The following is a 26,597-nucleotide window of genomic DNA, read 5'->3' on the forward strand; positions in this document are numbered from 1 at the left end:
TGTGAGAGGTCCCCTGACCGCCTTCGGTGGTCAGGGGACCTCTTCGCGTTTCCGGCGGCCTGGTCGACGCCCCGTCCGGCGGCGCGTTTTCCGGGGGCTGCACCATGCTGCACGAGCGGCTGCAGCAAGCTGACACTCTTTTCCCTACTGACGCTCCCGTCGCGCTGGCAGTCTTCTCGTACAGGCAAACGGGCCGGGAACAAAAACCCGGAAAGTCAGCAGGGGGAATCATGAAGAAGAACATCGCGATCCGCACGGCAGGCGCTTTCTTCCTCGTCATCGGTGGTCTTGCGATCGCCGCCGCTCCGGCCCAGGCGAATGAGACGCAGGGCGCTGCGGCTGACATTTCCTCCTCCATCACCTGGCAGACCCCGGCCCCGGTCGAAGGCTCCGGGTCCATCACCTGGCAGACCCCGGCTCCGGTCGAGGGCTCCGGGTCCATCACCTGGCAGATTCCGGCTCCGGCCTCCGTCCTCGATTCCATCACCTGGCAGTAAACCGGCCGCCGGCCGAGCGGGGGAATTCGAAGAAGTCCACGGAGAAAGCGCGAACGAGGAATCATGACAGTGATGCTGGAGGCCCCCGAACAGGCGGCCAAGCCCGGATACAAGCCGCGGGACCTGGACCGGTACCCGGCAGTGGACGCCCTGGTCGGGCGTCTGGGGCTCGGAGTCTTCGACCGTGACACGCTCACCGCCCCGGTCGGCCGCAACGACTGCTGGGCCGGCGTCACCGTCGACGGGCACCCCGTCTTCGTCAAGCGCCTGGTCGGCCCCGAGGACGACGTACGGGCCAGAATGCGCAGGCTGAAGGCGTTCGAGCAGTGCGCGGCGACGCTTCCGCTGGAGGCGCTGCGAGGTCCTCGGCTGCTCGGCTTCGACGAGGACAACGACCTCGTCGCCTTCGCCCTCGTGGAGGGAGCGCGCAACGGCGCCGAGCTGATGGTCGACGAGGACTTCGACGCCGGCCTGGCCCGCAGGATCGGCACGGCCATCGGTCTGCTGCACGAGGCTCGTCCCGCCGGGCACGAGGCATTCGACGACTCTCCGCCCACCCAGCCGTCCGTGCGACTGCTGCACGGAATACCGCTGCCGATGTTCGAGAATCTGAGCTTCGGTGAGGCGCAGGCATGGCGTCTCATGCAACAGGACACGGCATTGGTCCGCGGCGTGACGGAATTGCGTGCGGCGGAGAAGCTGGCGCCGAAGGTCCCGTCCCACTGTGATCTGCGCGTAGATCAATTCCTGATCAAGGGCGACGACTTCTATGTGACCGACTGGGAGGAGTTCCGTCTCGCGGATCCCGCCCGCGACGTCGGTTCCTTCGCGGGGGAATGGCTCTACCGCTCGGTGCTCGACATCGTGACCAACCGCGGTGACGCGACCACCTTTGAAGTCGAGCTGACCCACGACATCGTTCTCCGCCGTGGCGCGGAAAAACTGGAACGACTTCTTCCGTTCATCCGGGAGTTCTGGTCCGGATACCGAAAGGCCCGTCCCGAAATCGACTCGGGCCTGACCCAGCGGGCCACCGCCTTCGCCGGATGGCACCTGCTCGACCGGCTCATGGCCGGTTCCCAGCGCAGCGCACGCCTCTCCGGCATCGAGCGCGCCGCCGCCGGCATCGGCCGTGCGGCCCTGCTCGCCCCGCACAAGTTCGCGGCCACGCTTGGCTTCGAGGAACCCGAGGAGATCAGCAGATGACGGCGATCACCGTCGCCCCGGCACTGCCGGACCGGCTCGTCAGGGCCCTGAAGGACGTGCACGTCTCCGCGGACGGCACCGAGGCACGTCTCGGCACCCGCACGGTCACCTCGGACAATCCCCGGGAGATGCGCCGGCTGCTCGCCGAAGCGCTGTACGACGTGCTGCACGCCGGGCAGGACGTGGACAAGAAGGACCTGCCGCTCAACCTGCGCGACGAGGGCTTCGAGAAGGAACTCGCCGCCGTGGTCCCGCACCGGGGCACCACCACCCGGGTACGTGCCCTCGACGCGGGCGAGCACGCGCCTGCCGGCAGCGGACCGCTGCTCGTGGAACGGGACGGTGTCCGGGTCTGGGTTCCGCGCGACCAAGTGGTGGACGGCGATCCTGCCGTAGCCGGCAGCATCCTGACGCTGCGCGTCGCAGCACTGCGGCCCGCGCTGTCACCCGGCTTCTTCATGGTCGACGGCTCACGCCCGAGGCCTCGGGGCAACCGCACGCTGCGGGTGTACGTGCACGTCACAGCCGCCCACCACGCCGCGCCTGTGTGGGGACGCGTGCTCTCCCGCCTGGAGGGCGAGGGCGTGCCGTACCGCAGCAAGGCGCTCTCCGCCCGCGGGCTCTACCCGCGCCGCGACGCGCTGGTGGTCTATCTCACCGGAGACGCCGCCGATGCGGCCGGCGCCGTGGCCGACGCCGTGCGCGGAGCCGAGGGCGTGGGTGCGAAAACGTCGGTGTTCACGAGCGAGTTGGCGCCCGGAGTCTCCGTCGCCGAGGAACCGGACGACCCGAGGCCCGCGATGTCCGGCCTGAGCTTCGGCCAGCATCGCGCCACCGCCACGGCACATGCCTTGCTCGGCGCCGCGCGCGGCGAGGGCCCGCTTCCCTCCCTGCTCGCCGAGGCCCTGCGCGAGGCCGGCGCCGACCCCGCGGACCCGTACCGCAACCTGCCCCGCACCGTCTGAAGCCGTTCACGGCCCGACGGTCCGTGGAGACCCCTGCCGGGGCCGGCGCCCCCCGTCCCGGCTCCGGCAGGAAGAACCGTCCGAGGCGGACGGCCGAGGCGCACAGCCCGGTGGTCCGTGCGCGGTGGAGCCGCCCGATGCGCACCGCTCGTGGGCTCTGCTCCACTGCTCCACTGCTCCACCCATGTGCACCGCTCATCTGCACCGTCCGATGTCTGAGGCGGTTGCAGGGGGCGCCCCTGAGCGCCCTCTGTTTTCGGCTCAGCCTTCAACCGGGCCGGCCCACGTCGGCCCCGTCCCACAGGAGAGAAACATGCAGAAGAACACCGAGATCATGGACCTCATCGCCAACTACGACGCCTACGCGGACGTCGACGAGCTGAACGTCACCGCCGCCGCGGACGCCCCGGCCACCACGCCGGTCTGCGCCGCGAGCATCGCCAGCTCCACCTGGTGCGCCTCCGCCGCCTCGGCGATCTCCGGTGCCACGTACGAGGCCGGCTGCTGATCTCGACCCCGATCCACCGGGCGCGCACGCGCCCACATCTGACGAGTACCTGACACAGAAGGGCTTTCCCATGGACAAGACCGGTGCCATCACCGAGCTGATCGAGGGCTACGACTCGTACAGCGACGCCGAGGAGCTCAACTCCACCGCCGCTGCCGAGGCCCCCGCGACCAGCGCCCCCTGCGGTGCTGCCAGCGTCTCCTGGCTCGCCAGCCAGTTCACCGTGAAGACGTACAAGGAAGGCTGCTGATCATGGCCGAACTCGGGAAGACGGCCGCGATCAGCGAGCTCGTCGCCGGATACGACACCTACAGCGAGGCGGGCGAGCTCGTCGCAGAGGCGGCGGCGGACGCTCCGGCGTCCACCCCGGCCTGCGCCGCGGCGACCATCTCCTGGCTGGGCAGCCAGCTCACGGTGAAGACGTACAAGGACGGCTGCTGAGCGGGCGGCACCAGCCGGGCGTCCGGGCGTGGCACCGCCGCACCAGCGGCGGTCCCCGCCCGGCCCCCGCCCGGCACCCCCTCACCGGCACGGATGCGCCCTCGGGCGAGAAAGGCACCACACCGTCATGTCTGCCACCACCGCAGAACGCACCGAGGGCACGACCGGGGAAGACGAACTCCGGCTCGCCCAGGAACGCGCCCAGGAACTGATGCAGATGGCCGACATCCTGCGTCCGGCCGCCATCCGCACCGCGGCCACCCTGAGCCTGGTCGATCACATCGACGCCGGCGCCACCGGCACGGCCGAGCTGGCGGAGCTGACGGACACCCGCCCCGACCTGCTCGACATGCTGCTGCGCCACCTGGTGCGGCTGGGCATCCTCGACAGGGACGAGCACGGCCGCTACTCGGTCACCGGCCTCGGCGCCCCGCTGCGCGGCTCCGACCCCGCCGGGGTGCGGCAGCACCTCAGCATGGACGGGCTGTTCGGCCGTACCGACCTGGCCCTGATCAACATCCTGCACACCGTGCGGACCGGCGAGCCCGCCCACGCCTCGGTCTTCGGACAGGGCTACTGGGAGACCGTCAACGAGGACCCGCGGTTCGCGGACGCCTTCCGGCAGGAGGGGCCCCAGCAGCTGGGCTGGGGCGCCGAGTTGATCCACGAGGCGTACGACTGGTCCGGCGTCGGGTCCGTCACGGACGTCGGCGGCAACAACGGCACCCTCCTCATCGAGCTCGCCCTGCGCAACCCGCACCTTCGCGGACGGGTGCTCGACCTCAAGAACGCCGCCGAGGTCGCAGCCCTGCGCTTCGAGGAGAGCGGTCTCGGCGACCGGCTCACCGCCGAGACGGGCAGCTTCTTCGATCCGATCACCCCCGGCTCCGACGTCTACCTGCTCTCCGCGATCCTCGCGGACTGGGACGACGAGCAGGCCGTCGCGATCCTGCGCAGCGTCGCCGAGGCGGCAGGCGCCGACGGCAGGGTTCTGGTCGCCGACGTCAACATCCCGGTGGAGGCCGACGGCCCGGCCACGGCCGGCACCGAGCTCTACATCCGGGCCGTGATGCCGCGCCCCGTGCGCACCGTCACCGAGATCAAGGCGCTGGCCGCGGCGGCCGGCCTCGAACCGTCCTGGGAGGGCCCCGCCACCGCGGTCCGCTCCCTGCTGGAGTTCCGCAATGCTTGAGTTCCACGCACTGCACAAGGCCTTCGACGAACGACAGGTACTGCGCGGGCTGACGTTCACCGTCCGGCCCGGGGAACTCTTCGGTTTCTGCGGGGCGAACGGCGCCGGCAAGACCACCGCGATGCGCATCGCTCTCGGTGTGCTGCAGGCGGACCGTGGCGAGGTCCGCCTGAACGGAAAGACGGTGGACGCCGCCTCACGGGCCCGTATCGGCTACATGCCGGAGGAGCGGGGTCTGTACGCGAAGATGACGCCGCGCGACCAGCTGGTGCACTTCGCGGTCCTCAGCGGCGTGGACCGTACGACCGCCCGCCGTCGCGCCGAGGAGTGGATGGAGCGGCTCAAGGTCGTCGCCGGTCCCAAGGACGCGCTGGAGAAGCTGTCGCTCGGCAACCAGCAGAAGGTCCAGCTCATCGCCTCCCTCATCCATGAGCCGGACGTCCTCGTCCTGGACGAGCCCTTCTCCGGACTGGACCCGGTGGCCGTCGACGCGATGGCCGACGCCCTCGTCGACTTCTCCCGTCGCGGTGTCCCCGTCGTCTTCTCCAGCCACCAGCTCGATCTTGTGGAGAGGCTGTGCGACCGGGTCGGGATCGTCAGGGACGGCGCTCTGGTCGCCGAGGGCACCGTCGGCGAGCTGCGCGACGGAGCCGGGCGCGGCCCGCTCGAGGTCGAACTGAGCGACGCGAGCGCCGACTGGACCGACGGGCTGAACCGGATCGACGGTGTCGAGGTCCTTCAGACGGAAGGCCGCACGGTCCTGCTGCGGGTCGACGACGACGTGCCCGCCGGACGGATCCTTGCCGTGGCCCAAGCCGCGGGCGAGATCGAGCACTTCGGCCGCCGCAGGCCGGCGCTCTCCGACATCTTCCGCGAATCAGTGGGGGGCTGACCCCCATGGCACCCCAGACGATGAAACGCGACGAACCCATGGCACAGCAGACGGAAAAAGGGGCCGCACCCCAGCAGGCACCCGACCGGGAAACGGAACCACGCCGCATACGCGACAGTGCGCTCGTGCTCGCGATCGCCCGCCGCGAACTCACCCAGCAACTGACCAACAAGGCTTTCTGGATGTCGGTCGCGATCACCGCGATCATGATGGCCGTCACCTTCGGCGCCACGAGCTACTTCCAGGGCAGCGGCGGTGAACGCCTCACCGTCGTCCTCACCGGTCAGCAGAACTCGCTCGCCCCGGCGCTGCGCCCCCATGCCGAGGTGTCCACCGCCGCCGACGCGGCGGCCGCCCGGGCGGCAGTCGACGCCGGCAGGGCGGACGCCGCCGTGCTCGACGGCCCCGAGGGCATCGTCGTCCAGCGTGAACTGCCCGAGGAACTGGGCAGATTGCTGCAGGAGGCGCACCGTGCCGTTGTCCTCGACGCCTCGCTGCGCCGGCACGGGCTGAGCGAGGCAGAGGCCGCGCAGGCCGCCGCGGTGCCGCCGCTCCCCACCACCACGCTCGATCCCGACGCCGTGCGTACGCTCCAGCGCACCACCACCGCTGCGACCGCCGTCTTCATCCTCTTCATGCTGATGCTGGTCTCCGGGCTCGCTGTCGCGCAGGGTGTCGCGGAGGAGAAGTCCAGCCGGATCGCCGAAGTGCTGTTGGCCAAGGTCCGGGCACGCCATCTGCTGGCCGGGAAGATCATCGGTCTCGGCGCATCGGCCCTGGTCCAGATCCTGGTGCTGGCCACCGCCTGCCTGGGTGCCGCTGTCGCCTTCGGTCTCTTCGAGGCGCCGGCGGACGCCGTCGGAGCGGGGCTGAACGTGCTGCTCTGGTTCATCCCCGGCTATGTCCTCTTCGTGACCCTCTACGCGGTGGCCGGCTCGCTGGTCTCCCGCCCGGAGGACGTCAACCACGTCGTCGGCCCGGTCAACGGCTTCCAGATGCTCGGCCTGCTCGGGCCGGGACTTGCCCTCGCCGGATCGACCGACTCCGCCACCGTCGAGATCCTCTCGCTGGTCCCGGGCGTCTCCTGGGCGGCGATGCCCGTCCGCATGGCGTACGAGGACGTGCCTTGGTGGCAGATCGGCACTGCCTTCGCGCTGACCCTCGTCACCGCGGCCGTACTGATCCGGATCGGGGGCCGCATCTATGCCGGAGGGCTGCTGCAGCACGGCGGGATCGTCAAGGTGAAGGACGCCCTGCGCGGCGCCCGGCTCTGAGGTCCCCAGATGGCCGCGACACCCGACCACCGTACCGATCAGAGGAGTTGGACTGCGATGAAGCACACCGCCGGGCCCGGGGCGGACCCCGAGGCCGAACTGAAGGTGATGCGGGAGCTCGCCCGCGGCAACGGACTGCAACTGGCAGCCGTGGGACTGCTCGCCCTCGTCTCCACCGGTGCGACCCTGGCCCTGCCACTGGTCGTCGGCAAGCTGCTGGGCGCGATCCAGAGCGGCGAAGGCCTCGCCATGTGGGCCGGCGTGATGGTGGCGGCCGGGTTCGGTTCCGCTGCCGCAGGAGCCCTCGCGTCGTTCCTGCTCGGACGGATGGGCCAGCAGCTCATCTGCCGACTGCGGGTTCGGACCATGCGCCACTCGCTCGGTCTGCGTCTCGGTGATGCGCGGCGTGAGGGCAGCGGCAACCTGGTGGCCCGGCTGACCTCGGACGCCGCCCGGATCAAGAATCTGATCGACATCGGTCCCGTGCAGTTGCCCATGGCCGGCATCACCGTCCTGGGCACACTGATCGTCATGGGGCTGCTCGACTGGGTCCTGCTGCTCATCACGGTCGGCGCGTTCCTGGTCGCCGTCGGCATCATCACGCTGGTCGTCAAAGGTCTGCGCCGGAAGTACGCCTCCGTGGGCGAGGAGGTCGGCACGCTCGCCCAGAGCTTCGTGGCAGCCCTCGAGTCGCTGACCGTCATCAAGGCCTACCGTGCGGAGGAATCCGTGTCCGCGTCCCTGGCGGACCGCGCCCGGCGGGTGGCGAAGCTGGAGACCGATGCGGCGCGCATGGAGTCCCTGATGGTGCCGGTGATCAATCTGGGGCAGCAGATCGCCCTGGTCGCGGTCGTCGTCGGCGGCGGTGCCCGGATGCTCGACGGCCACCTCGTGCTCGCGGACTTCGTCGCCTTCCTGCTCTATCTGCTGCAACTCACCGCCCCTCTGATCATGGCTGCTTCCGGTGTCAGCGGGATCCAGCTCGGACTGGTGGCCCGTAAGCGCTTCGAGGACGTGTTCGCCCTGCCGGCCGAGGAGGGCACGTACGGCTCGGCCGCGCCGGCCATCGCCCCGTCCGTGGCCTCCCCGGCGGTCCCGGCCGTTCGTTTCGACGATGTCGTCTTCGGATACGAACCAGAGCGCCCGGTGCTCCGCGGTGCCCGCTTCACTGTCCCCGGCCGTGGCCTGACGGCCGTCGTGGGACTCTCCGGCTCGGGCAAGACCACGGTCCTGTCCCTCATCGAGCGCTTCATGGAGCCCGACAGCGGCCGCATCGAGGTGCACGGCAAGGAGCTCACGGACTGGTCCCCGGCCGACTTGCGCAGCCGTATCGCCTACGTCGACCAGGCGTCGACCCTGCTTCAGGAGTCCGTACGGGCCAACCTCGTCCTCGGGCGCAGGCGCCCCGCCGACGACAAGACTCTGTACTCCGTACTGGACCGGGTCGGTCTGGCAGAGGACATCCGTTCGCTCCCCGACGGCCTGGACACCGTGCTCGACGGCGGGACCGGTCTGTCCGGCGGTCAGCGCCAGCGGCTGGCGCTCGCCCGCGCCGTCCTGGCCGACGCGGATCTGGTGCTTCTCGACGAACCCACGTCACACCTGGACAGCGTCAACGAGCAGCGGCTGCGGCTGGCCGTCGACCGACTGGCCGCCGAACGCGCCGTGGTCGTCGTCGCGCACCGGATCTCCACCATCCAGCACGCCGACCACGTGATCGTCATGGACCGGGGGGCCGTCACCGACGAAGGAGGGCACGCCGCACTCGTGGACCGTTGCCCCGCCTACGCGGAGCTGGTCGCCGGCCAGTCCCTCGGTGCCGACTTCCGCGCTCCGGTCGCCGCCTGACTGTCCCCTCTGCTTCCACGGCCTGACGTCCGGATGTTTCACGTGGAACAAGCGATCGGGCCCTCTGCACCCCGCCATGTTTCACGTGAAACACGATCCGGCTGTCATCGCCCCACCACCGCCTCCAGGAGTTCCCATGTCCGGCCCCGCCGCCTCCGAAGCCTCGCCCCGCTACTCGGTGCTGATGCCCTTCACCCCGTCACGTCCGGAACAGGCGCTGCCCTACGCGGCCCTGACCCAGTGGACCGGAGCGCACCGCCTGTGGCAGGGCCAGTCCTCGGTCGGTGAGCCCCACCAGACGTTCGCCTACATGGCTGCTTCCGGGTTCCGGGTCGCGGCCGGTACCGGGGTCACCGTCATGCCGCTTCGTCACCCCTACGAAGCGGCGCTGCAGGCCCAGTCATTGGCCGTCACCATGAACCATCCGGTGGTGGCGGGCTTCGGTCCCGGTGCCGGCATCCTGCAGAAGAACCTGCTCGGTGCCCCCTACCGCAGTCAGCTCGGCGCCTGCCGTGAGTACGCCACCGCCGTGCGCGGGCTGCTGGACGGCGAGGCCGTCGACATGGACGGGGAGTTCTTCCGCGTGCGCGGTCAGCTTCCGCCGCAGCCGAGGCCCGCCGTCGAGGTGGGTCTGGGCGTGCTGCGGCCGGGCATGGCCCGGCTCACCGGAGAGGTCGCAGACGTCGCCATTACCTGGCTGACACCCGCCTCCTACCTACGCGACGTCGTCGTGCCGGCGCTCGCCGAGGGTGCCGCGGCGGCCGGCCGCAGTCGGCCACGCCTGGTTGCCATGGTGCCGGTGGCGTTGGCGGCGGACGGCCGTGAGCCCACGGATGTGGCGCTCGCCAGTAATTCCGCACACATGTCGCTGCCGCACTACCGGGACATGCTGCGGCGCTCCGGCATCGATGTGGACATGCAGGCCGACCCTGTGGGCAGCGCCAAGGCCCTGATCGAGGGTGGGGCCTTCGTCCACGGCGGACCGCAGGACATCGCGGAGGCGTTCGCCGAGTACCACCGGGCGGGTGTCGACGAGATCGTCCTCAACGTCTCCGGCGTCTTCGCCACCACGGGGACCCGGGCGGCCCTGAAGGAACTCGAAACACTCCTGCGTGAGGTGCTCTCATGACCCAAGCCCCGCCCCCTGCTCCGGTCTCCGTCCCCACTCGCCTCTCCACCCCGTCCCCAGCCTCGACCGCCCCGGCCGGCGTGCCCGATGTGCCAGGGCTCGGTGTGGAACGGCTCCTTCTGGTGAGCACCGGCTCCGCCTACGCCACGAGCCTGCCGTTCTGGCTCGACTGGTTGCGGGCCTCCTACTCCGGTCTGGAGGTGTCCGTCGTCCTCACCGGGAGTGCCCGCCGGTTCGTGACCCGGCAGGCACTGGCCCACAGGGTGGGCGGCGACGTCCTCTTCGACGAGTGGCCCGAGGACGAGGTGCACGCCCGGCATGTGAGCCTCGCCGAATGGGCCCAGGCCCTTGTCATCTACCCGGCGACGCTGCACTACACCGCCCGGCTGGCCCTCGGTCTCGCCGACAGCCCCTCTCTGCTGGCGGCCCAGTGCACCCGCGCTCCCATCGCGGTGGCGCCGGCCCTGCCGCCCGGCGGGCTGGACAGTCCTGCCTTCCGTGAGCACTGGGCGACGCTCACGGCCCGCCCCAACGTCGTGATGGTGCCGCCGGAACAGGGCCGCAGTCTGACGACCGGCCGCATGGAGGCCTGGGTCCCGCCGACCCTTCCCGAGGTGATCGAACGGCTCGAGGGGCGGCGCGGCGAACTCGCCCGAACCGAACGCGTCCACCCGGACAGGAAGGCACTGCTGTGACGATCTCTCCCCCCGAACGGAACGCCGTGACCCGGTACGGAACGGGTCTGCTGCACACCGAGGTTCGTGCCCTGCCCGGTGGCCTGTTCCAGTGGCGCAGGACCCCGGGGCCGTACGCCCCCGCCCCGTTCGTCCCTGTGCCGCGCACGCCGCCCGTCCCGGCGGCGCCGGGTGCGCATGCGGTCTTCGGCGCCGCCGACGGCGCGGGCCGGACCTACCACGTCGACGGGGAGCACTCCGTTGCGTATCTGATCCTCACCGGTGGGCCGGGAGCGGTCCCGTCGCAGGCCCTGCACGATCTCGGGACGACCCTGCGGGCGCTGCACGATGTGCCGCCGCCCCCGTCCACCCGTGCACACGGTTCGCGAGGACTCGACCGGTTGGACAGCTGGCTCACCGGCCGCGCCCCCGCCCCCCGAGCGGCACAGGCGGCCGAGCAGATGCGCAAGGCGCTCGGAGACGCGGCCTGGACGACGGTGCGGGCCTGGTACGAGCGGGCCGTCACGGACACACCGACGGTGCTGTCACACGGTGCCGCCGGCCTCGGTTCGCTGATCGCCGGCCCGGACGGCTCTGCGACGCTGCTGGCCGGGGAGGACCTGAGCGTCCTGCCCTGGTATCTGGACCTCGGCTGGGTGATCGGTGAACTCGTTGAACTCAAGTGGCAGTTGGGAGGCGATCCGGTCGCCTGGCAGGCCCACATCGACGCCCTCTCCAAGGGCTACGGCCGCGACCTCGGCGCCGACTGGCAGTGGCTTGCGGTCCTGCGCATCCTGCTGCACGTCCACGACATCGCGGCCTATCTCGACGAGCCGGTGGACAGCTTCCAGCAGTACGCCGACTTCCTCCGCTTCCTCATTGGCCTGCGGGGAGCCGTGACATGACGTCGTCCCCGACGGCCGTCTTCGGCCTCGAACGTTTCACGCTGCCCAACGGGCTGCGCGTAATGCTGCAGCACCAGCCCGGGATCCCCCGTGCCGCGGTCTCCGTGCACTACGGCGTCGGCTTCCGCTCGGAACCGCGAGGGCGCGAAGGCTTCGCCCATCTGTTCGAGCATTTGATGTTCCGCGGCAGCGCCAGCCTCCCCGGCGGCCGGTTCTACGACCATGTGCACCGGCTCGGCAGCCGCGCCAACGGCACCACGCACCAGGACTACACGGACTACTTCCAAGTCGCGCCGGCCGAGGCGCTGGAACAGGCGTTGTTCGCGGAAGCCGATCGCATGCGGGCGCCACGGTTCACCGAGCACCACCTGGCCGAGCAACTGGCCGGCGTCGCGGACGAGATCCGCGGGGCGACCACGGACCGCCCTTACGGCGGTTTCCCCTGGCCGCTGCTTCCCGGGGTGCTCTTCGACCGCCATGCCAATGCCCACGACGGCTACGGCGATCCCCGCACGCTTGCCCGGACCACGATTCAGGACTGCGAGGAGTTCTTCGCGGCGCACTACGCACCGGGCAACGCCGTCCTCACAGTCGTCGGTGCTGCCGAGCCCGATGCGACCCGTGCGCTGATCGAGCGCCACTTCGCCGGCATCCCCGCCCGCACTCACGTACCCACCCCCGCGCTCCACGAGCCACTGCCCACGGCCGACCGCTGGATGCGGTACCAGGAGCCAGGAGTTCCCGCGACCGTGGTGGCCCTGGGCTACCGGCTTCCCGATCCGCAGGCCGACCTGCGGGGTTACCTCGCCCACGCGGTGCTCGCGGGTCTGCTGGACCGGCACGGCGCGACCGCCCTCGGCGTACCTTCGGCCGCTGCGAGCTGCGGCTTCTTCGGGCCGCTCGACGCCAGGGACCCGGACCCGCTGGTGGTGACGGCCGTCCTGCCGCCGGGGAGAAGCCTCGAAGACGTGGTGCACGCCCTCACGGAACGCTGGCGGTCCTGGGCCGCCGACCCCGGCCTGACGGCCGCCGTCGCCCGTGGGGCGCACCGGATGGCGGTGGAGCACGAGCGGGCTCACGGGGACATCGAGACCCGGTCGAGGGCTCTCGGCCGGCTGGAGACGCTGTTCGGCCGTGCCGAACTGCTCGACGAACTCCCCGCGCTCCTGCGCGCGGTGGCTGCCGAAGAGGTGGCTGCGGCGGCCGAGTCCCTCGCACGTCAGCCCAAGGCGGTCCTGGCCCTCGAGCCGGGTCCCGTACGTACTCGTCCTGAGCCCTCCCCCACCCAGAGGTCCGCCCACGACGTGTACGGCTCGCGGCCGGCGGCCGCCGGGCCGTTTCCCCGCCCCGGCGCCCTGCCGGTCCCGGGACCGGGCGTCCCCCTTGCTCCCGGGCACCTCCCCACCCGAGACGTGGAGCTGCCCGGAGGCGTCCGCGTGGTCACGCTTGCCGACCGGCGCTCGCCGCTGGTGGAGCTGCGCTGGCGGGTACCGCTCGGACCGGCCGGCTGGCGGAACCCCGCCGCCGCCCGGGCGGGGCTGGTCTCCCGGGCCCGTCGGACACGCGCCGCCATGCGGGTCGAAGACCTGGGCGGCGCTCTGACGCTGGCCGTCGATGGCGAATGGGCCGACGTGTCGGGTCACGTCCCGTCCGTCCGGACGGCCGAGTGGCTCGCGGTGCTGGCGGACCTCGCCCCCGCGGTGCTCTCCGAGCACCCTGAGCCGGACGAGGGCGGCCCCCGCCCGGAGGAGGCTCTGGAGCAACGCGTACGGACACACTTCCTGCCGTACGCAGCCGTCACCGCCGGCACTCTGGTCGCCGTCGGTGACCTGGACCCGGACGCGCTTGTCGTGCAGGCAGGTACCGCGCTCGCGCCGTGGAACGCGGCTCGGGCCGGGGTCTTTGACCAGGCCCCGGGCCGGGCATCGGTCCTGGCGGCCGGTGCCGAGGCGCCGCTCGAGCTGCACGCCGCCGACGGCGCGCACGTACGGCTCCTGCTGTCTGTCGCGGAACGGCCCGTCACCGGAGCGGCCGACGAGGCCGCGCGGTTCCTGGCCACCGCGGCGATGGGCGGGTTCTTCGGCGGGAGGCTGGCCGACCGGTTCGCGGACCGCACAGTCGCCGGCTTCGAGATGTACACGGGACGGGACACGGTCTGTGGCGTACCGCGTGCGTTCCTGCGTGGCCGGGTGCCCGCGGACGCGGTGGACGAGGCGTGGTCCGGTGTCCGTGCCGAGGCCGGCCGGCTGGCGGCGGAGCCCTTCACGGAGGAGGAGCTCCGACCGGTGCGGGACTACTGCGCCGCCCAGTTGCTCGCCGCGTTCGACTCGCCGGCAGCCCGTGCGGACCTGCTGCGGCGCACCGTGTCTACCGGAGGCGACGCAGAACTGCCGCTCCGGCTACCGGATTTGCTCCGCACTGTCCCCGCGCACGAGGTGTCCCGAGCCGCCGGCCGGTTGTTCCGGCCGCAGGCCGACCTGGTCGTCGCACTCTGAGGCGGACGACGGAAGGCGCCGCCGGACCCATGGGCCCGGCGGCGCCGGAGAGCGGAAATCGTGGAGTCAGGAGTGAGCGGGGGGACGTGTGACGGCGCGGTCCGCCTGCCGGCCCAGGACCACGGTCAGCACAAGAGCGACCAGACCTGCCGCGCTCGCCGCGCCGGTGAGGTCGGTGCCCAGGCCGAGGCCGAGGCCTACGGCCGTGACCAGGCCCAGGAGGACGAGATACAGGCCGAAGAGGTTGCGCGAACCGTTCGCGGAGAGGGCCGTCGTGGAGGCGGTGCCCTTGCTTCGGGACGCCGCCCAGGTCAGCAGGGAGGGGGCGAGCACGGCTCCGACGATCGGCCCGGCGGGCACGAGGCTGCCGCCGATGTCGATGCAGACGAAGGCGACGGCGAGCGACGCGCCGAGCCCGGGGTAGTACCAGCCGGGGCTCCTGCGCGAGGAAGCGCCCGGGCGGCCTTCACCGGTGCCGTGTGGGGGGTGCACTGATTCGTTTGCCATGCACAGAAAGCTAGTTGGGCCGACACCCGGCAGACAGCCGCAAAGGCTGCAGGATGATGGCCCGCCGCTGCAGCATGCTGCCAGCGGTGGAGCCGACCTGCGGCTTCCCGGGGTGCCAGGCTCATCGTGAATCCCCCACGCACGGGCGGGGGGACACGGACGACGGGGGAGACGACGGCTCATGCGAGCTTTACCGGGAGGAATCCATGACAGACGACGGGCTGACCGAAGCCCCGCCGGACACGGCTGAACACCTGTGGTTCACGGTGGTGCGGACCACCGGACACGCCGCCCCGGGGCAGACCACCGCGATCCGGTTGATCGGGTTGCTGCCTCCCGACTGGGAGTGCGTATCGGTGGTCGGCAACGACGAGATCAAGCTGGGCATCCCCCGTGCCTCGGTCCCCGGCTCGCCGGGTGAGCTGCGGGAGCGCCTCGAGCAGGTGGTGATGGACAGCGCCCTGGCCGGCTGGAGCATCGGGCCCCCCTGACGCCGGGCCCAAGGGCGGGCGGCCCCGCCACCCGCCACTCGGCACCCGCTATCCCGTCCCACCGGCCTGCCGGGTGAAACCCGCGCCGACCGGCCTGCCGGATGACGGCCCCGGCCGGGCCGGTCCATGCCGGTCCATCCCTCAGACCCAGCCACGCTCCCTGGCCAGCAGTGCGGCCTGAGCACGGCTGCCGGCCCCAAGGATGCGGAGCAGGTCGGCGATATGGCGCCGGTACGTCCGCACGGAGATCTTCAGCTCCCGCGCGCCGACCTCGTCCTTCTCGACCCGGCACATGGACTCCAGCACCTGCCGCTCCGTTTCGGAGAGACCGCCGCTGGTGGCGTCGGTCGGTTCGGTGAGTTCGTCCAGGGGCACGGACTGGTCCCAGATCTTCTCGAACAGCGCAAGGATGTTGGCGACGAGCCCGGTCTCCCGGGCCATCAGCGCACCCCGTGCCGTGTCGGAGGGGTCCAGGGGGACGAGCGCCGTGCGCCGGTCGAAGACGATGATGCGCTCGGTCACCTCCTCGGTCACCCGGATCTCGGCACCATGCGCGGCGATCTCCCGCAAATAGGCGAGGGTCGGAGGGTCGTTGAGGGCTTCCTTGATGACGATGTTCCTGATGCGCAGCCCCCGGCGCAGACACCGCAGATCCAGCGGGCGCGAGTGCGCGATGCTGTCGGCGGTCAGCGCGGTGTACGGATCGACGGACAGCACCTCCTCGCGGGCGAAGAAGGCGAGGTCGTCGAGGCGGTTGCGGATCTGGGGGATGCTCTCCATCCGCTCCACGCTCTGCGCAGGGAGCGTGTCCAGCCCCTGCTCGGCACAGAGCGACGCAGTCAAGTGGCGTGCCTGGGTGACGGCTTGCAGCTGCTGGTGCAGTTCGCGCAGTCGCAGATCGGTCAGTTGGTCGACGGCGGTCGCCGGATCCGCCGGCGACAGAACCGGCCCGCCCTCTTCCTCCGCGGCCCTCAGCAACCGCAGTTCGCGCAGCCGTTCCATGGCCGTGGCCGCGGACTCGACCGAGGTGTGGAAGAGAAGGTGGATCTCGTCCGCGGAAGTTCCGGGGTTGCGCAGGAAGTGCCGGTAGATCGACTCCTCCAGTGCGGAGATCCCCAGGACGGACAGTTCGTTGACGGTCAAATCTCGCTCCCCGGTTTTCTGCCGGTGTGCCTGGTCATCGGCGCACACGGCGACGGAGCTGATCGTAATGGGATAGCAAAGTACGCACACGGCCCCCTGTAACTGTGTGAGCGGGCGCTGTCGAATCGGGCGCCTTCGCCTCGACTCCTCCCCTGCGCTGCGCCGTCACGGGGGTTCAGGCCGGGCGCAGTGCGTCGGCGCGCGGGTGCGACACGGCGGCGACGTCCGGGGCGGGCCCCCCTTCCAGCGGCCTTGACCTGCGTATTCGCCGCTGGAGGAGGAGCAGGAACGGGCGCTGGACGCGGGAGGGCGTATGCGCAACTCGGGGCTTTGGGGCCGGGGGTTGGCCCATCCGGGTGGTGTTCATCAGAAGAACTGCGCAGCGGCGGCGTCGCTCCCCCACTTCTCGAAATGCGTACACATCATGAGGAAGGTATGTAAAGCGCTCAACCCGAAAGTGAGGGGTCATGGCCGCCTTCAAGGTCAAAAATCTGTGGACCGCGTTCATCACCGCGTTCTTCGCTCTGCTTGCCTCGGTGGGGTTCACCACCGCCGCCGCTGCCGCGACTCAGCCCGAGGTCCAGGCGTCCGACGAGCCGGCCAACGCCGCTCGTCAGCAGGGCGCTCGCCCGACCGTCCCGGCGCAGACGAGGCGACCGGGTACCCGATGGGCACCGACGGCCCGCGCCCGGGCCCTGCCACCCACGATGAAGCAGCGCATCAGCGCCGAGGCGCACGGTTCGTCACCGGCCGTCCGGCACAAGCCCGCTCTTGATGCGACGGCGGCCGAAATCGCCGCATACGCGAACGGCGTCGCCGCCGCCTCAGCTCCGGCCGGCCCGGCCTTCCCCGCCTCTGCGACCGTCCAGGCCTCAGCCGGCTCCGGCCCTGCGGCCCCCGCCGCGGAGTCCACGGCCGTATCCGACGGCGTCACCCGGAACGACGCACCGCACGGCTCCCCGACCGGCGTTCCGACCAGTGCCGGTTCCCCGGCGGACGCTCAGGCCGGCACCCCCACCAGCGGTTCGGCGCAGGCCGGTTCGTCGCCCACGGTCTCGTCCGTCACCGAGCCCGTCACTGCGCTCGTCACTGTGCCCGCCGCCGAGCCCGCCGCCGAGCCCGTCACTGCGCTCGTCACTGTGCCCGCCGCCGAGCCCGTCACCGAGCCCGTCACCTCGTCCGTCGCCTGGATCGCCGTCTCCGACGCCTCGGCCGGTTCTTCGTCCGGTGTTTCTGCTGTCCCGTCCGCTTCCTCCGACGGCTCTCGAAGCGACGCCACGTCCGGCTCCCCCGCCGACGACGAGCAGGGCCCGCACGCCGCACTCCTCGCAGCATGAGGCGCCGGGAGCGTTCTGCACTCCCGGCGCCCGAAGTCCGAAGGACGCAAGACCGTCAGGGACGGTCGTCGCGGTCCGCAGCCTCGTTCTGCTTCGCCTCCACCTCGGGGTCCAGCCCGGTCTGCTTGCTGCCGTCGACGGACGACAGCGGGGCACGGTCGGAAACCTCCGTGGCAGCGGGCGGTTCCACCAGCCAGTCGGGGTTGGCCTGCTTGTCCCACCACTTCCATGCGGCGAAAGCACCACCGGCGAGTACGCCCAGGACCGCGAGGCCCTTGGCGAGACGGCCGGCCTTGGACCGCCGCTCGTGCTTTCTCACCAGCTTGCGAATCTCCTTGGCCGTCACCTGACCGCGCAGAGCGGCCAGAGCAGCGGCTGAACGAGCCGCAGCCTCTTCCCCCACGGGCTTGGCAGCGGCCATCGCGTGCTCGACGCGCGGGACTGTGTAGTCGGCCGCCTGGCGGGCGGCCCTCCTGGCCTGCACCGCGGCGCGGCGCGCGGCCACATCGACTTTCGGCGGCACGTGGGGCGCGACATGGCTGCCGTACTGAACACGGGCCGCGGTAGCGGCCTGCGAGACCTTCGGCGCGAGCCGTACGCGGGCCTCGTGCGCATAATGCGCGGCCTGGTCCTTGGCCGTGCCGGCGTAAGGCGCCACCACGTCCGCGGCGTGCAGCACGCTGTCCTTCGCCGTACCGGTCGCGGCGCGCACGCTGTCCATGCGGGTCACGGGATCCTCCTCCTCGGTGGCGTACTGAGGGTGATGGGAGTTCGTCCCCTGTTGGGGCACTGTTCCGCCTATCCACCCGGTTCGAAATCATGCCCGTTGAAAGCCGCCTCGGCATGTGGGGCGGGCATCCGGGTCATGTCGGGAGCTTGTGGACGACGATGCCACTGTTCCGCTCACCATGCGCCCGGGCGGCGGTGACAGACTGCCTTTCTCCGTAGCCGACTCTTCCGTGCGAGGATCGGGAAACGTCAGAGAAGACTTACGGAAGGCAGATCGTGGCCGAGCAGCTTTACGCCACCCTGAAGACCAACCGAGGCGACATCGAGATCCGGCTTCTGCCGAACCATGCGCCCAAGACGGTCAAGAACTTCGTCGAGCTCGCTCAGGGCGAGCGGGAGTGGACCCACCCGGCGACCGGCAAGAAGTCCACGGACAGGTTGTACGACGGCACGGTCTTCCACCGCGTGATCAGCGGCTTCATGATCCAGGGCGGGGACCCCCTGGGCAACGGCACGGGCGGCCCGGGCTACGAGTTCGAGGACGAGTTCCACCCGGACCTGGCGTTCGACAAGCCGTACCTGCTGGCCATGGCCAACGCCGGACCGGGCACCAACGGATCGCAGTTCTTCGTCACCGTGTCGCCGACCGCGTGGCTCACGCGCAAGCACACCATTTTCGGCGAGGTCTCGAACGAGGCCGGCAAGAAGGTCGTGGACGCGATCGCCGGCACCCAGACCAACCCGCGCACCGACCGCCCGCTCGACGAGGTCGTGATCGAGGCCGTCGTCGTGGAGACGCGCGAGGGCTGAGCCGCTCCGGTTGACCGCGGGGGCCGATCCGCGATCCGCCGCAGGCCTGACCGGGGGCTCGCTCCCCGCAGGATCGGCCGAGGGGAACCTTTTCGCCCCGTCCGTCCGTAAGGATGGGCGGGGCGATGTTGCGACCCCAGATTGGTGAGGTGACCTCATGGACCAGGCGCCAGGCAGCCCACAGGAGCCGCAGAACGCCCACGGCCTGCCCGGCTGCTACCGGCATCCGGGCCGTGAGACGGGCATCAGCTGCACCCGCTGCGACCGGCCGATCTGCACGGAGTGCATGGTCGACGCATCGGTCGGGTTCCAGTGCCCGGAGTGCGTACGGACCGGTTCCGGCACGGGCCACCGTCCGAATGCGAGCCGGCCGCGGACGATCGCGGGCGGGACCGTCGCCGCGGACCCGCACCTGGTGACGAAGATCCTCATCGGGATCAATCTGGCCGTCTTCCTGGCCGTCCTGGCGCTCGGGGACCAGCTCCTGGGCCGGCTGACGCTCATCGCGGGCGCCTTCGACCGCGACCTGGGCGAGCTGGTGGGCGTGGCGGCCGAGGGCGAGTGGTACCGCCTGGTCACGTCGATGTTCCTGCACGAGGCGGTCTGGCACATCTTCTTCAACATGCTGCTGCTGTGGTGGCTCGGAGGGCCGCTGGAGCAGGCGCTGGGGCGGGTGCGTTATCTGGCCTTGTATCTGATCTCCGGGCTCGCCGGCGGTGCGCTGACCTACCTGATCGCCGCGCCCAACCAGGGCTCGCTGGGCGCGTCCGGCGCCATCTACGGCCTGCTCGGCGCGACCGTCGTCCTGATGCGCCGTATGCGCTACGACCTGCGCCCGATCCTCGTGCTGCTGGCGATCAACCTCGTCATGACCTTCTGGTGGGAGGGCATCGCCTGGCAGGCGCACATCGGCGGTCTGATCGCCGGAGCGGTGATCGCCTACGGAATGGTCCACGCGCCGCAGGGCAAGCGGCGGAACGTCGTGCAGTTCGCGTCCTGCGCCCTGGTCGTGCTGCTCGTCGCCGTCATGTTGGTGATCAGGACCGTGTCCCTGACGTGAGCCGCGGGAGCGGAGACGAGCTTTCCCCAGAGTTGTCCACAGCGTGTGCCGGATCTTGTGCATCCCGTGTGGAACAAGCGTGCCCCTTGTCGCTGACCTGGGTTTCCCAGGAGTGACAAGGGGCGCATCGCTTCACCGGCATGGCCGACGCAGTCACATCGGCGTCAACGGCCCGAGAGTTATCCACAGATCGTCTGACCTTTTCCCCGGCCTGTGGAAAACCGTGTGGACAACTCGGGGTACGGCCCGGTGGACCGGCTGCGAAGCAGCTACTTCCACTGGGTGGAGACGCCGAAGCCCGCGGCGATGAAACCGAAGCCGGCGACGATGTTCCAGTTGCCGAAGCTCTTGATCGGAAGTTCGCCCTCGGTCACATAGAAGAGGACGATCCAGGCGAGACCGATCAGGAACAGCGCGAGCATCACCGGAGCGACCCAGCTGCGGTTGGTGAGCTTTATGTTCGCCGCCTGCTTTGCAGCCGGGGGTGGCGTGAAGTCGGCCTTCTTGCGGATACGTGACTTCGGCACGAGGGACTCTCCTGTCGATGCGCTGCGTGACCGCGCAGGGAACTGTGGCTGGCGCCGGGGATGGAGCCAGGGGGACCACTGCCGCCCCCGGGCGTCCGTTAGCGTAGTGCTTCCGCGGCGTCGAAGGAGATAAGGGTACGTTGAGCAATTCTGCCGACACCCCCCAAGGGCCCGTTCGCCGCTTCGCGTGGCGACCGGTCCGGCTGCTCACGGCTGCCGTTTTCGCCCTGGCGGGCCTGATCTTCGTGACCAGCTTCAATACTGCCAAGGGTACGGACCTGCGCACCGACGCCTCCCTGCTCAAGCTCTCCGACCTGATCAAGCAGCGCAGCGACAAGAACGGTGACCTCGAGCAGTCCACCGCCGCCGTACGCCGGGACGTGGACGCGCTCGCGCAGCGCGACGACGACTCCACACAGGCCGAGGACGCGAAGCTGAAGGCGCTCGAGAAGTCCGCGGGCACCGAGCCGCTCAAAGGCTCGGCGCTGACCGTCACCCTCAACGACGCCCCGCCCGACGCCAGGGCGGCGCCCGGCTACCCAGAGCCGCAGGCCAACGACCTGGTCATCCACCAACAGGACCTGCAGGCCGTCGTCAACGCGCTGTGGCAGGGCGGTGCCAAGGGCATCCGCGTGATGGACCAGCGGCTGATCTCCACCAGCGCCGTGCGCTGCGTGGGCAACACCCTGATCCTGCAGGGCCGGGTCTACTCCCCGCCCTACAAGATCACCGCCGTCGGTGACCAGGAGGCGCTCGCCAAGGCGCTCGCCCGGTCACCCGCCGTGCAGAACTACCAGCTGTACGTCGAGGCGTACGGCCTCGGCTGGAAAGTCGACGAGAACGAGGCGGTGACTCTCCCCGGCTACTCGGGCACAGTGGATCTCCACTACGCGAAGCCCGTCGGGTAGAGCTTGGGGGAGCCGGTGTCGAGGTCGGTGCGTGTGGTCGTCCGGACCTTCAGCGAACTGTGCATCACCGTCGGGACCCTGATCGTGCTGTTCGTCGTCCACCTGCTCTTCTGGACCGGGGTCCAGGCCGAGGACTCCACCGGCCGCGAGATCGAGCGGCTGCGGGCCGACTGGTCGGCGCACGCACCCACGACAGGCCCCGAGGCGGCGCCCGGGACGACGCCCGCACCCGGGCGCACGACGACCCCCGCCCCGGCGGCGTACGAGCCGGGAGAGCCGTTCGCGGTCATGTACATCCCCAGGTTCGGCACGGGCTGGGACTGGCCCGTGCTTCAGGGCACCGGCACGGGCGTGCTGAAGAAGGGGCTCGGGCACTACGCCTCCACCGCCGCGCTCGGCGCCACGGGAAACTTCGCGGTCGCGGGACACCGGCGCACGTACGGGGACCCGTTCAAGGACTTCCCCGAGCTGCGCGCCGGTGACGCGGTGGTTCTGACGGACGGGACGACCTGGTTCACGTACCGCATCGAGCGGAAGCCGCACCGGACCGTCCCGGGCGATGTCGGCGTCATCGACGCCGTGCCCAGGCCGCTGGACGGGGACGCGACCGCATTCGACGAGCCGGGGCGCTATCTCACGCTGACCACCTGCGAGCCCGAGTGGGGCAGCAGCCACCGGCTCGTCGTCTGGGCCCACCTCGATGCGACGCAGCCTGTGACCGACGGCAAACCACCGGCTTTGCACAGCTGACCCACGCGCCCCTGCGGCCCTTTAGTCTGGTGCCGTACCGAATGGAAAGGGACAGCATGTACGGCTGGATCTGGCGGCATCTGCCGGGCAACGTGTGGGTGCGGGCGGTGATCTCGCTCGTTCTCGTCCTGGCGGTCGTCTACGTGCTGTTCCAGTACGTCTTCCCGTGGGCGGAGCCACTGCTGCCGTTCGGCGATGTCACGGTCGACGGTGAGGGGGCGGAACGGTGAGTGCGCGCATTCTTGTCGTCGACAACTACGACAGCTTCGTCTTCAACCTCGTCCAGTACCTGTACCAGCTCGGCGCCGAGTGCGAGGTCGTGCGCAACGACGAAGTCGCCCTGGAGCACGCACAGGACGGCTTCGACGGCGTGCTGCTGTCCCCGGGGCCCGGCGCGCCCGAAGAGGCCGGTGTGTGCATCGAGATGGTGCGGCACTGCGCGTCAACCGGCGTGCCTGTCTTCGGGGTGTGCCTGGGGATGCAGTCGATGGCCGTCGCGTACGGCGGCGTGGTCGACCGCGCGCCGGAGCTGCTCCACGGCAAGACCTCGCCCGTCACGCACGAGGGCCGAGGCGTCTTCGCCGGCCTGCCGTCGCCCTTCATCGCGACGCGCTACCACTCACTCGCGGCGGAGCCGGCGCGGTTCCCCGCGGAGCTGGAAGTGACGGCACGTACGGCGGACGGCATCATCATGGGGCTGCGCCACCGTGAACTGCCGGTCGAGGGCGTGCAGTTCCACCCCGAGTCGGTTCTCACCGAACACGGGCATCGGATGCTCGCCAACTGGCTCGAGCAGTGCGGCGACACCGGGGCGGTCGGGCGTTCGGCGGGGCTCGCACCAGTGGTGGGCAAGGCTCTGGCGTGAGCGCCGTGCGCCCCGGGCACGAGCACGAGCAGGAATACGAGCACGAACGCCGGTACGGATACGGGCCACAGGGGGAGAGCGAGCAGGCGTACGAGCCTGCGTACGACCCGTTGACGGACCCCCTCCCGCCCGGCGAGCACGGCTCGCCGTGGTTCCGGGCGACGAACGTCGCGGCTGCCGAGGAGGCGCAGCCCCAGGGGTGGGCCGACCCGCAGCAGTATCCGACGAGCGACCCGCTCGGCGACCCGCTCGGCGACCCTTTGAACGGCCCCTTGAGCGGCCCGTTGAGCGGCTCGGAGGGCCAACAGCACGACTGGTACGGGCGGGAGACGTACACGCCCCCGCCCGCACCCGTGCCCGCGCAGGCACCGGAGCCCGCACCGGAGCAGCTGCGCGGGCCGGTGCCGGACCCCGTCGTCGTGCCCGAGGCGCCCGAGCCGGGCGAGGTGCCCGACACGCGTGATGTGCCCCACGACGAGACGGTGGCCCTGCGCACGTCCGACACGCGCCGCGCCGTGGAGACACCTCCCGGCCCCGGCCGGGCGGAGCGCCGCAAGGCCGCCAAGGGGCGGGGTGGTGGCCGCAGACGCGCTCCGGCGGCAGGCGCCGCGTCGGTGCCCGCCGAACCGGCAAGGCCGCTGTCCCGCGTCGAGGCACGCCGTGCCGCGCGCGCGGCCAAGGACAGCCCGGCGGTCATCGCCAGCCGGGCCATCGGCGAACTCTTCATCACCTTCGGCGTGTTGATGCTGTTGTTCGTCACCTACCAGCTGTGGTGGACGAACGTGCTGGCGGGCCAGCAGGCGGACAAGGCGGCGAACCAGATCCAGGACGACTGGGCGAAGGGCCGCAAGCCCGACGCGTTCGAGCCCGGGCAGGGTTTCGCCATCATGTACATCCCCAAGCTGGACGTCGTTGTGCCGATCGCCGAGGGCATCGACAAGCAGAGCGTCCTCGACCGGGGCATGGTCGGCCACTACGGCGAGGGAAAGCTCAAGACGGCGATGCCGGAGGACAAGCAGGGCAACTTCGCGGTCGCCGGCCACCGCAACACCCACGGCGAACCGTTCCGGTACATCAACCGCCTCGAACGGGGAGATCCGATCGTCGTCGAGACGCAGGACACCTACTACACGTACGAGATGGCGAGCATCCTTCCGCAGACCCCGCCGTCGAACGTGAGCGTGATCGGTCCCGTGCCCCCGCAGTCGGGGTTCAAGGAGCCCGGCCGCTACATCACATTGACGACGTGCACCCCCGAATTCACCAGTACCTATCGAATGATCGTGTGGGGCAAGATGGTCGAGGAACGGCCGCGCAGCAAGGGCAAACCCGACGCACTCGTCGGCTGAGACACTTCAAGACAGGGAACAGGTGCAGTGGCACGTGCACGAAGCCGGATCGCCGGCGCCATCAGTGTCTTCGGAGAGCTGCTGATCACCGCGGGCGTGGTGCTGGGGCTCTTCGTCGTCTACTCGCTGTGGTGGACCAACGTTCTCGCCGACCGCGAAGCCTCCGAGCAGGGCGACCGGATCCGCAACGACTGGGCGAACAACGGCCCCGGCGATCTGGACACCAAGGACGGCATCGGCTTCCTCCACGTACCCGCGATGGGTGACGGCGAGATCCTGGTGAAGAAAGGCACCGACACCAAGGAGCTCAACGACGGCATCGCCGGGTACTACACCGAACCGATCAAGTCGGCGCTGCCCTCCGACGACAAGGGCAACTTCACCCTCGCCGCGCACCGGGACGGGCACGGGGCCAAGTTCCACAACATCCACAAGATCAAGGACGGCGACCCGATCGTCTTCGAGACGAAGGACACCTGGTACGTCTACAAGGTCTACAAGACGCTGCCACAGACCTCGAAGTTCAACGTGAACGTCCTGCAGCCGGTCCCGAAGGAGTCGGGGAAGAAGAAGCCCGGGCGCTACATCACCCTGACGACCTGCACGCCCATCTACACGTCGGACTACCGGTACATCGTGTGGGGCGAGCTGGAGCGCACGGAGAAGGTCGACACGAAGCGCACGCCGCCGGCTGAGCTGCTTTGACCTGCATCCCTCGCTGAAGCAGTGAGCCCCGGCACCTTCCCAAGGTGCCGGGGCTCATCGCTGTGCCGTGCGGGTCGGGGTGGTGTCAGTCGCCGTCCCGGCCGCCGAAGATGCCGCCGTCTGCGCCGCCGTTCCCGTTACCGCCGTTGTTGCCGGTGCCGCCGATCGTCTGGAGGACGATCGTGGTGGTGGCGGGGTCGACCGGGGTGCCGGGCGCCGGGTTGGAGCCGGTGACGATCGCGGTGTCGTCCTGGGAGCTGCCCGGGGCGAACTGGATCGTGGTGAAACCGGCCTGCGCCAGGATCTGCTTGGCCTCCGCGACCGTCTTCGTGCGGAACTCCGGAACCGGGACCTGCGTCTGCTGCGGGCCCTTGGAGACCTTCAGGGTGATCGTGCTGCCCTTGGCGGCCTTGCCGGTCTGGCTCTGCTCCGTGACCTCGTTCGCGGGCCTGTCCGAGTCGACGTCCTGGCGGGCGACCTGGAATCCGACCGCCTCCAGCTGAGCCTTCGCGGCGTCGAACTGCTGGCCGACCACCGGGGGCACGTCCTGCTTGGCCTGCTTGGCGACGGTCAGCGTGACCGTGGTGCCGGCCTCGGCCAGGCTGCGGCCCGCGGGGTCCTGCTCCAGGACCGTGCCGGGCTCCTCGGTGGACTCGATCTCCTCGGTCTCGACCTTGAACTTCTCGTCCTCGAGGATCTCGGTCGCCTGGTCCACGTCCTTGTCCACGACATCGGGGACCTTGACCTTGGGAGCGCCCTCGGAGACCACGACCGTGACGGTCTCGCCCTCCGCCATCTTTCCGCTCTCCGGGCTCTGGTTGCAGATCCTGCCCTTGGGCTGGTCGCAGCGCTCCGTGCCGGACTGTGTGACCTTGACGCGGGCGCTCTCGGCGGCTCTCTCGGCCTCCTTGAAGGTCATGCCGACCAGCTTCGGCACCGACACGTCGTTGCCGCCCTCGTTCGGGCCGAAGAGCGACTTGCCGATCAGCACCGCGCCGATCAGCACCAGGGCGCCCGCGAGCACGAGCAGGATGGTCGAGGTGTTGGACTTCTTCTGGCGACGACGGTCCCGGCGGTCGTCGTAACCGCCGTAGCCCCCGTCGTCCGGGTTTATCGGCGGCAGCATCGACGTCTGGCCGGCCGGGTCCGCCTGGCGCAGCGCCGTCGTGGGCTGGTCGTCCGGGCCGTAGCCGCCGTAGCCGGCCGCGCCCATCGCCGCCGTGGCGGCGACCGGCTGACCGTCGAGGCACGCCTCGATGTCCGCGCGCATCTCGTCGGCGGACTGGTAGCGGTAGTCGGGGTCCTTGACCAGGGCCTTCAACACGATCGCGTCCATCTCGGGCGTGATCTCGGGGTCGAAGTTGCTGGGCGGCTCGGCTCGCCGGTGCCG

29 protein-coding genes are annotated in these 26,597 nt (G+C 70.4%); 24 read left to right on the top strand and 5 right to left on the bottom strand.

Annotation, left to right across the window (positions count from 1 at the left end; translation table 11 throughout):
- Nucleotides 1-104 precede the first annotated feature (104 nt).
- The 14 genes from ABZ070_RS03855 (at nt 105) to ABZ070_RS03920 (ending at nt 14,026) form a co-directional block, all read left to right on the top strand.
- Complete coding sequence (locus tag ABZ070_RS03855; protein WP_356629567.1) at nt 105-497, top strand: hypothetical protein; 393 nt, start codon at nt 105-107, stop codon at nt 495-497.
- 63 nt (nt 498-560) lie between these two features.
- On the top strand, nt 561-1,703 hold the full coding sequence (lxmK, locus tag ABZ070_RS03860; protein ID WP_356629569.1) for a class V lanthionine synthetase subunit LxmK: 1,143 nt from the start codon (nt 561-563) through the stop codon (nt 1,701-1,703).
- Nucleotides 1,700-2,668: a T3SS effector HopA1 family protein gene (locus tag ABZ070_RS03865; RefSeq protein ID WP_356629571.1), complete on the top strand. Its 969-nt coding sequence runs from the start codon at nt 1,700-1,702 to the stop codon at nt 2,666-2,668. Before lxmK ends, ABZ070_RS03865 begins: the two co-directional genes overlap by 4 nt.
- 313 nt (nt 2,669-2,981) lie before the next feature.
- Nucleotides 2,982-3,176: an LxmA leader domain family RiPP gene (locus tag ABZ070_RS03870; RefSeq protein WP_356629573.1), complete on the top strand. Its 195-nt coding sequence runs from the start codon at nt 2,982-2,984 to the stop codon at nt 3,174-3,176.
- Nucleotides 3,177-3,246: 70 nt separating this feature from the next.
- Nucleotides 3,247-3,426, top strand: coding sequence for an LxmA leader domain family RiPP (locus ABZ070_RS03875; RefSeq protein ID WP_005314921.1), 180 nt, complete (start codon nt 3,247-3,249; stop codon nt 3,424-3,426).
- Between the two features lie 2 nt (nt 3,427-3,428).
- A complete protein-coding gene (locus tag ABZ070_RS03880; RefSeq protein ID WP_356629575.1) occupies nt 3,429-3,617 on the top strand; it encodes an LxmA leader domain family RiPP in 189 nt (62 codons plus the stop codon).
- A 127-nt stretch (nt 3,618-3,744) separates the two neighbouring features.
- Entirely contained in the window at nt 3,745-4,809 is a 1,065-nt protein-coding gene (locus ABZ070_RS03885; RefSeq protein WP_356629577.1) for a methyltransferase, read from the top strand.
- A complete protein-coding gene (locus ABZ070_RS03890) occupies nt 4,802-5,701 on the top strand; it encodes an ATP-binding cassette domain-containing protein (RefSeq protein WP_356629579.1) in 900 nt (299 codons plus the stop codon). Before ABZ070_RS03885 ends, ABZ070_RS03890 begins: the two co-directional genes overlap by 8 nt.
- A gap of 5 nt (nt 5,702-5,706) precedes the next feature.
- Nucleotides 5,707-6,975: an ABC transporter permease gene (locus ABZ070_RS03895; protein WP_356629581.1), complete on the top strand. Its 1,269-nt coding sequence runs from the start codon at nt 5,707-5,709 to the stop codon at nt 6,973-6,975.
- Between the two features lie 57 nt (nt 6,976-7,032).
- On the top strand, nt 7,033-8,823 hold the full coding sequence (locus ABZ070_RS03900) for an ABC transporter ATP-binding protein (RefSeq protein ID WP_356629583.1): 1,791 nt from the start codon (nt 7,033-7,035) through the stop codon (nt 8,821-8,823).
- A 136-nt stretch (nt 8,824-8,959) separates the two neighbouring features.
- Nucleotides 8,960-9,952, top strand: a complete 993-nt coding sequence (locus tag ABZ070_RS03905; protein ID WP_356629585.1) for an LLM class flavin-dependent oxidoreductase — start codon at nt 8,960-8,962, stop codon at nt 9,950-9,952.
- On the top strand, nt 9,949-10,647 hold the full coding sequence (locus ABZ070_RS03910) for a flavoprotein (protein WP_356629587.1): 699 nt from the start codon (nt 9,949-9,951) through the stop codon (nt 10,645-10,647). Before ABZ070_RS03905 ends, ABZ070_RS03910 begins: the two co-directional genes overlap by 4 nt.
- Entirely contained in the window at nt 10,644-11,531 is an 888-nt protein-coding gene (locus tag ABZ070_RS03915) for a hypothetical protein (protein WP_356629589.1), read from the top strand. Before ABZ070_RS03910 ends, ABZ070_RS03915 begins: the two co-directional genes overlap by 4 nt.
- On the top strand, nt 11,528-14,026 hold the full coding sequence (locus ABZ070_RS03920; RefSeq protein WP_356629591.1) for an insulinase family protein: 2,499 nt from the start codon (nt 11,528-11,530) through the stop codon (nt 14,024-14,026). The genes ABZ070_RS03915 and ABZ070_RS03920 overlap by 4 nt, the downstream gene beginning before the upstream one ends.
- A gap of 66 nt (nt 14,027-14,092) precedes the next feature.
- Here ABZ070_RS03920 and ABZ070_RS03925 read toward each other — a convergent pair whose 3' ends face one another.
- A complete protein-coding gene (locus tag ABZ070_RS03925) occupies nt 14,093-14,533 on the bottom strand; it encodes a hypothetical protein (protein ID WP_356629593.1) in 441 nt (146 codons plus the stop codon).
- A gap of 206 nt (nt 14,534-14,739) precedes the next feature.
- Between ABZ070_RS03925 and ABZ070_RS03930 the strand changes: the two genes are divergently transcribed.
- Nucleotides 14,740-15,024 (top strand): hypothetical protein, encoded by a 285-nt coding sequence (locus ABZ070_RS03930; RefSeq protein WP_356629595.1) that lies wholly within the window; start codon nt 14,740-14,742, stop codon nt 15,022-15,024.
- Nucleotides 15,025-15,165: 141 nt separating this feature from the next.
- On the opposite strand, the gene ABZ070_RS03935 is transcribed toward ABZ070_RS03930, so the two are convergent.
- Nucleotides 15,166-16,167 carry a helix-turn-helix transcriptional regulator gene (locus ABZ070_RS03935; RefSeq protein ID WP_356629597.1) on the bottom strand — a complete coding sequence of 334 codons (1,002 nt, stop codon included), beginning with the start codon at nt 16,165-16,167 and terminating at the stop codon, nt 15,166-15,168.
- Between the two features lie 467 nt (nt 16,168-16,634).
- On the opposite strand from ABZ070_RS03935, the gene ABZ070_RS03940 reads away from it, so the two are divergent.
- Entirely contained in the window at nt 16,635-17,504 is an 870-nt protein-coding gene (locus tag ABZ070_RS03940) for a DUF6344 domain-containing protein (protein WP_356629599.1), read from the top strand.
- 55 nt (nt 17,505-17,559) lie between these two features.
- Here ABZ070_RS03940 and ABZ070_RS03945 read toward each other — a convergent pair whose 3' ends face one another.
- Nucleotides 17,560-18,234 (bottom strand): DUF5324 family protein, encoded by a 675-nt coding sequence (locus ABZ070_RS03945; RefSeq protein ID WP_356629601.1) that lies wholly within the window; start codon nt 18,232-18,234, stop codon nt 17,560-17,562.
- A gap of 275 nt (nt 18,235-18,509) precedes the next feature.
- Between ABZ070_RS03945 and ABZ070_RS03950 the strand changes: the two genes are divergently transcribed.
- Together ABZ070_RS03950 and ABZ070_RS03955 are read left to right on the top strand one after the other, a co-directional pair.
- Complete coding sequence (locus ABZ070_RS03950) at nt 18,510-19,043, top strand: peptidylprolyl isomerase (protein ID WP_356629603.1); 534 nt, start codon at nt 18,510-18,512, stop codon at nt 19,041-19,043.
- 157 nt (nt 19,044-19,200) lie between these two features.
- Complete coding sequence (locus tag ABZ070_RS03955; protein ID WP_356629605.1) at nt 19,201-20,103, top strand: rhomboid family intramembrane serine protease; 903 nt, start codon at nt 19,201-19,203, stop codon at nt 20,101-20,103.
- A gap of 269 nt (nt 20,104-20,372) precedes the next feature.
- On the opposite strand, the gene crgA is transcribed toward ABZ070_RS03955, so the two are convergent.
- A complete protein-coding gene (gene crgA, locus ABZ070_RS03960) occupies nt 20,373-20,630 on the bottom strand; it encodes a cell division protein CrgA (protein ID WP_356629607.1) in 258 nt (85 codons plus the stop codon).
- Between the two features lie 140 nt (nt 20,631-20,770).
- Here crgA and ABZ070_RS03965 point away from each other — a divergent pair, with 140 nt between their 5' ends.
- The 6 genes from ABZ070_RS03965 (at nt 20,771) to ABZ070_RS03990 (ending at nt 25,207) form a co-directional block, all read left to right on the top strand.
- A complete protein-coding gene (locus tag ABZ070_RS03965; RefSeq protein WP_356629609.1) occupies nt 20,771-21,538 on the top strand; it encodes a DUF881 domain-containing protein in 768 nt (255 codons plus the stop codon).
- A 27-nt stretch (nt 21,539-21,565) separates the two neighbouring features.
- Nucleotides 21,566-22,288: a class E sortase gene (locus ABZ070_RS03970; RefSeq protein WP_356629611.1), complete on the top strand. Its 723-nt coding sequence runs from the start codon at nt 21,566-21,568 to the stop codon at nt 22,286-22,288.
- A gap of 41 nt (nt 22,289-22,329) precedes the next feature.
- Entirely contained in the window at nt 22,330-22,518 is a 189-nt protein-coding gene (locus ABZ070_RS03975) for a hypothetical protein (protein WP_356629627.1), read from the top strand.
- The gene (locus ABZ070_RS03980) at nt 22,515-23,153 is read left to right on the top strand and encodes an aminodeoxychorismate/anthranilate synthase component II (RefSeq protein WP_356629613.1); all 639 of its coding nucleotides are present in this window, start codon (nt 22,515-22,517) and stop codon (nt 23,151-23,153) included. The genes ABZ070_RS03975 and ABZ070_RS03980 overlap by 4 nt, the downstream gene beginning before the upstream one ends.
- Nucleotides 23,154-23,263: 110 nt before the next feature.
- Complete coding sequence (locus ABZ070_RS03985; RefSeq protein ID WP_356629623.1) at nt 23,264-24,502, top strand: class E sortase; 1,239 nt, start codon at nt 23,264-23,266, stop codon at nt 24,500-24,502.
- A gap of 27 nt (nt 24,503-24,529) precedes the next feature.
- Nucleotides 24,530-25,207 (top strand): class E sortase, encoded by a 678-nt coding sequence (locus ABZ070_RS03990; protein ID WP_356629615.1) that lies wholly within the window; start codon nt 24,530-24,532, stop codon nt 25,205-25,207.
- A gap of 85 nt (nt 25,208-25,292) precedes the next feature.
- On the opposite strand, the gene ABZ070_RS03995 is transcribed toward ABZ070_RS03990, so the two are convergent.
- Nucleotides 25,293-26,597, bottom strand: a 1,305-nt coding sequence (locus ABZ070_RS03995) for a PASTA domain-containing protein (RefSeq protein ID WP_356629617.1), incomplete at its 5' end; no start/stop codon positions are given.

Origin of the sequence: Streptomyces sp. NPDC006283 (genome assembly GCF_040613325.1) — a bacterium.
Taxonomy (GTDB): domain Bacteria; phylum Actinomycetota; class Actinomycetes; order Streptomycetales; family Streptomycetaceae; genus Streptomyces.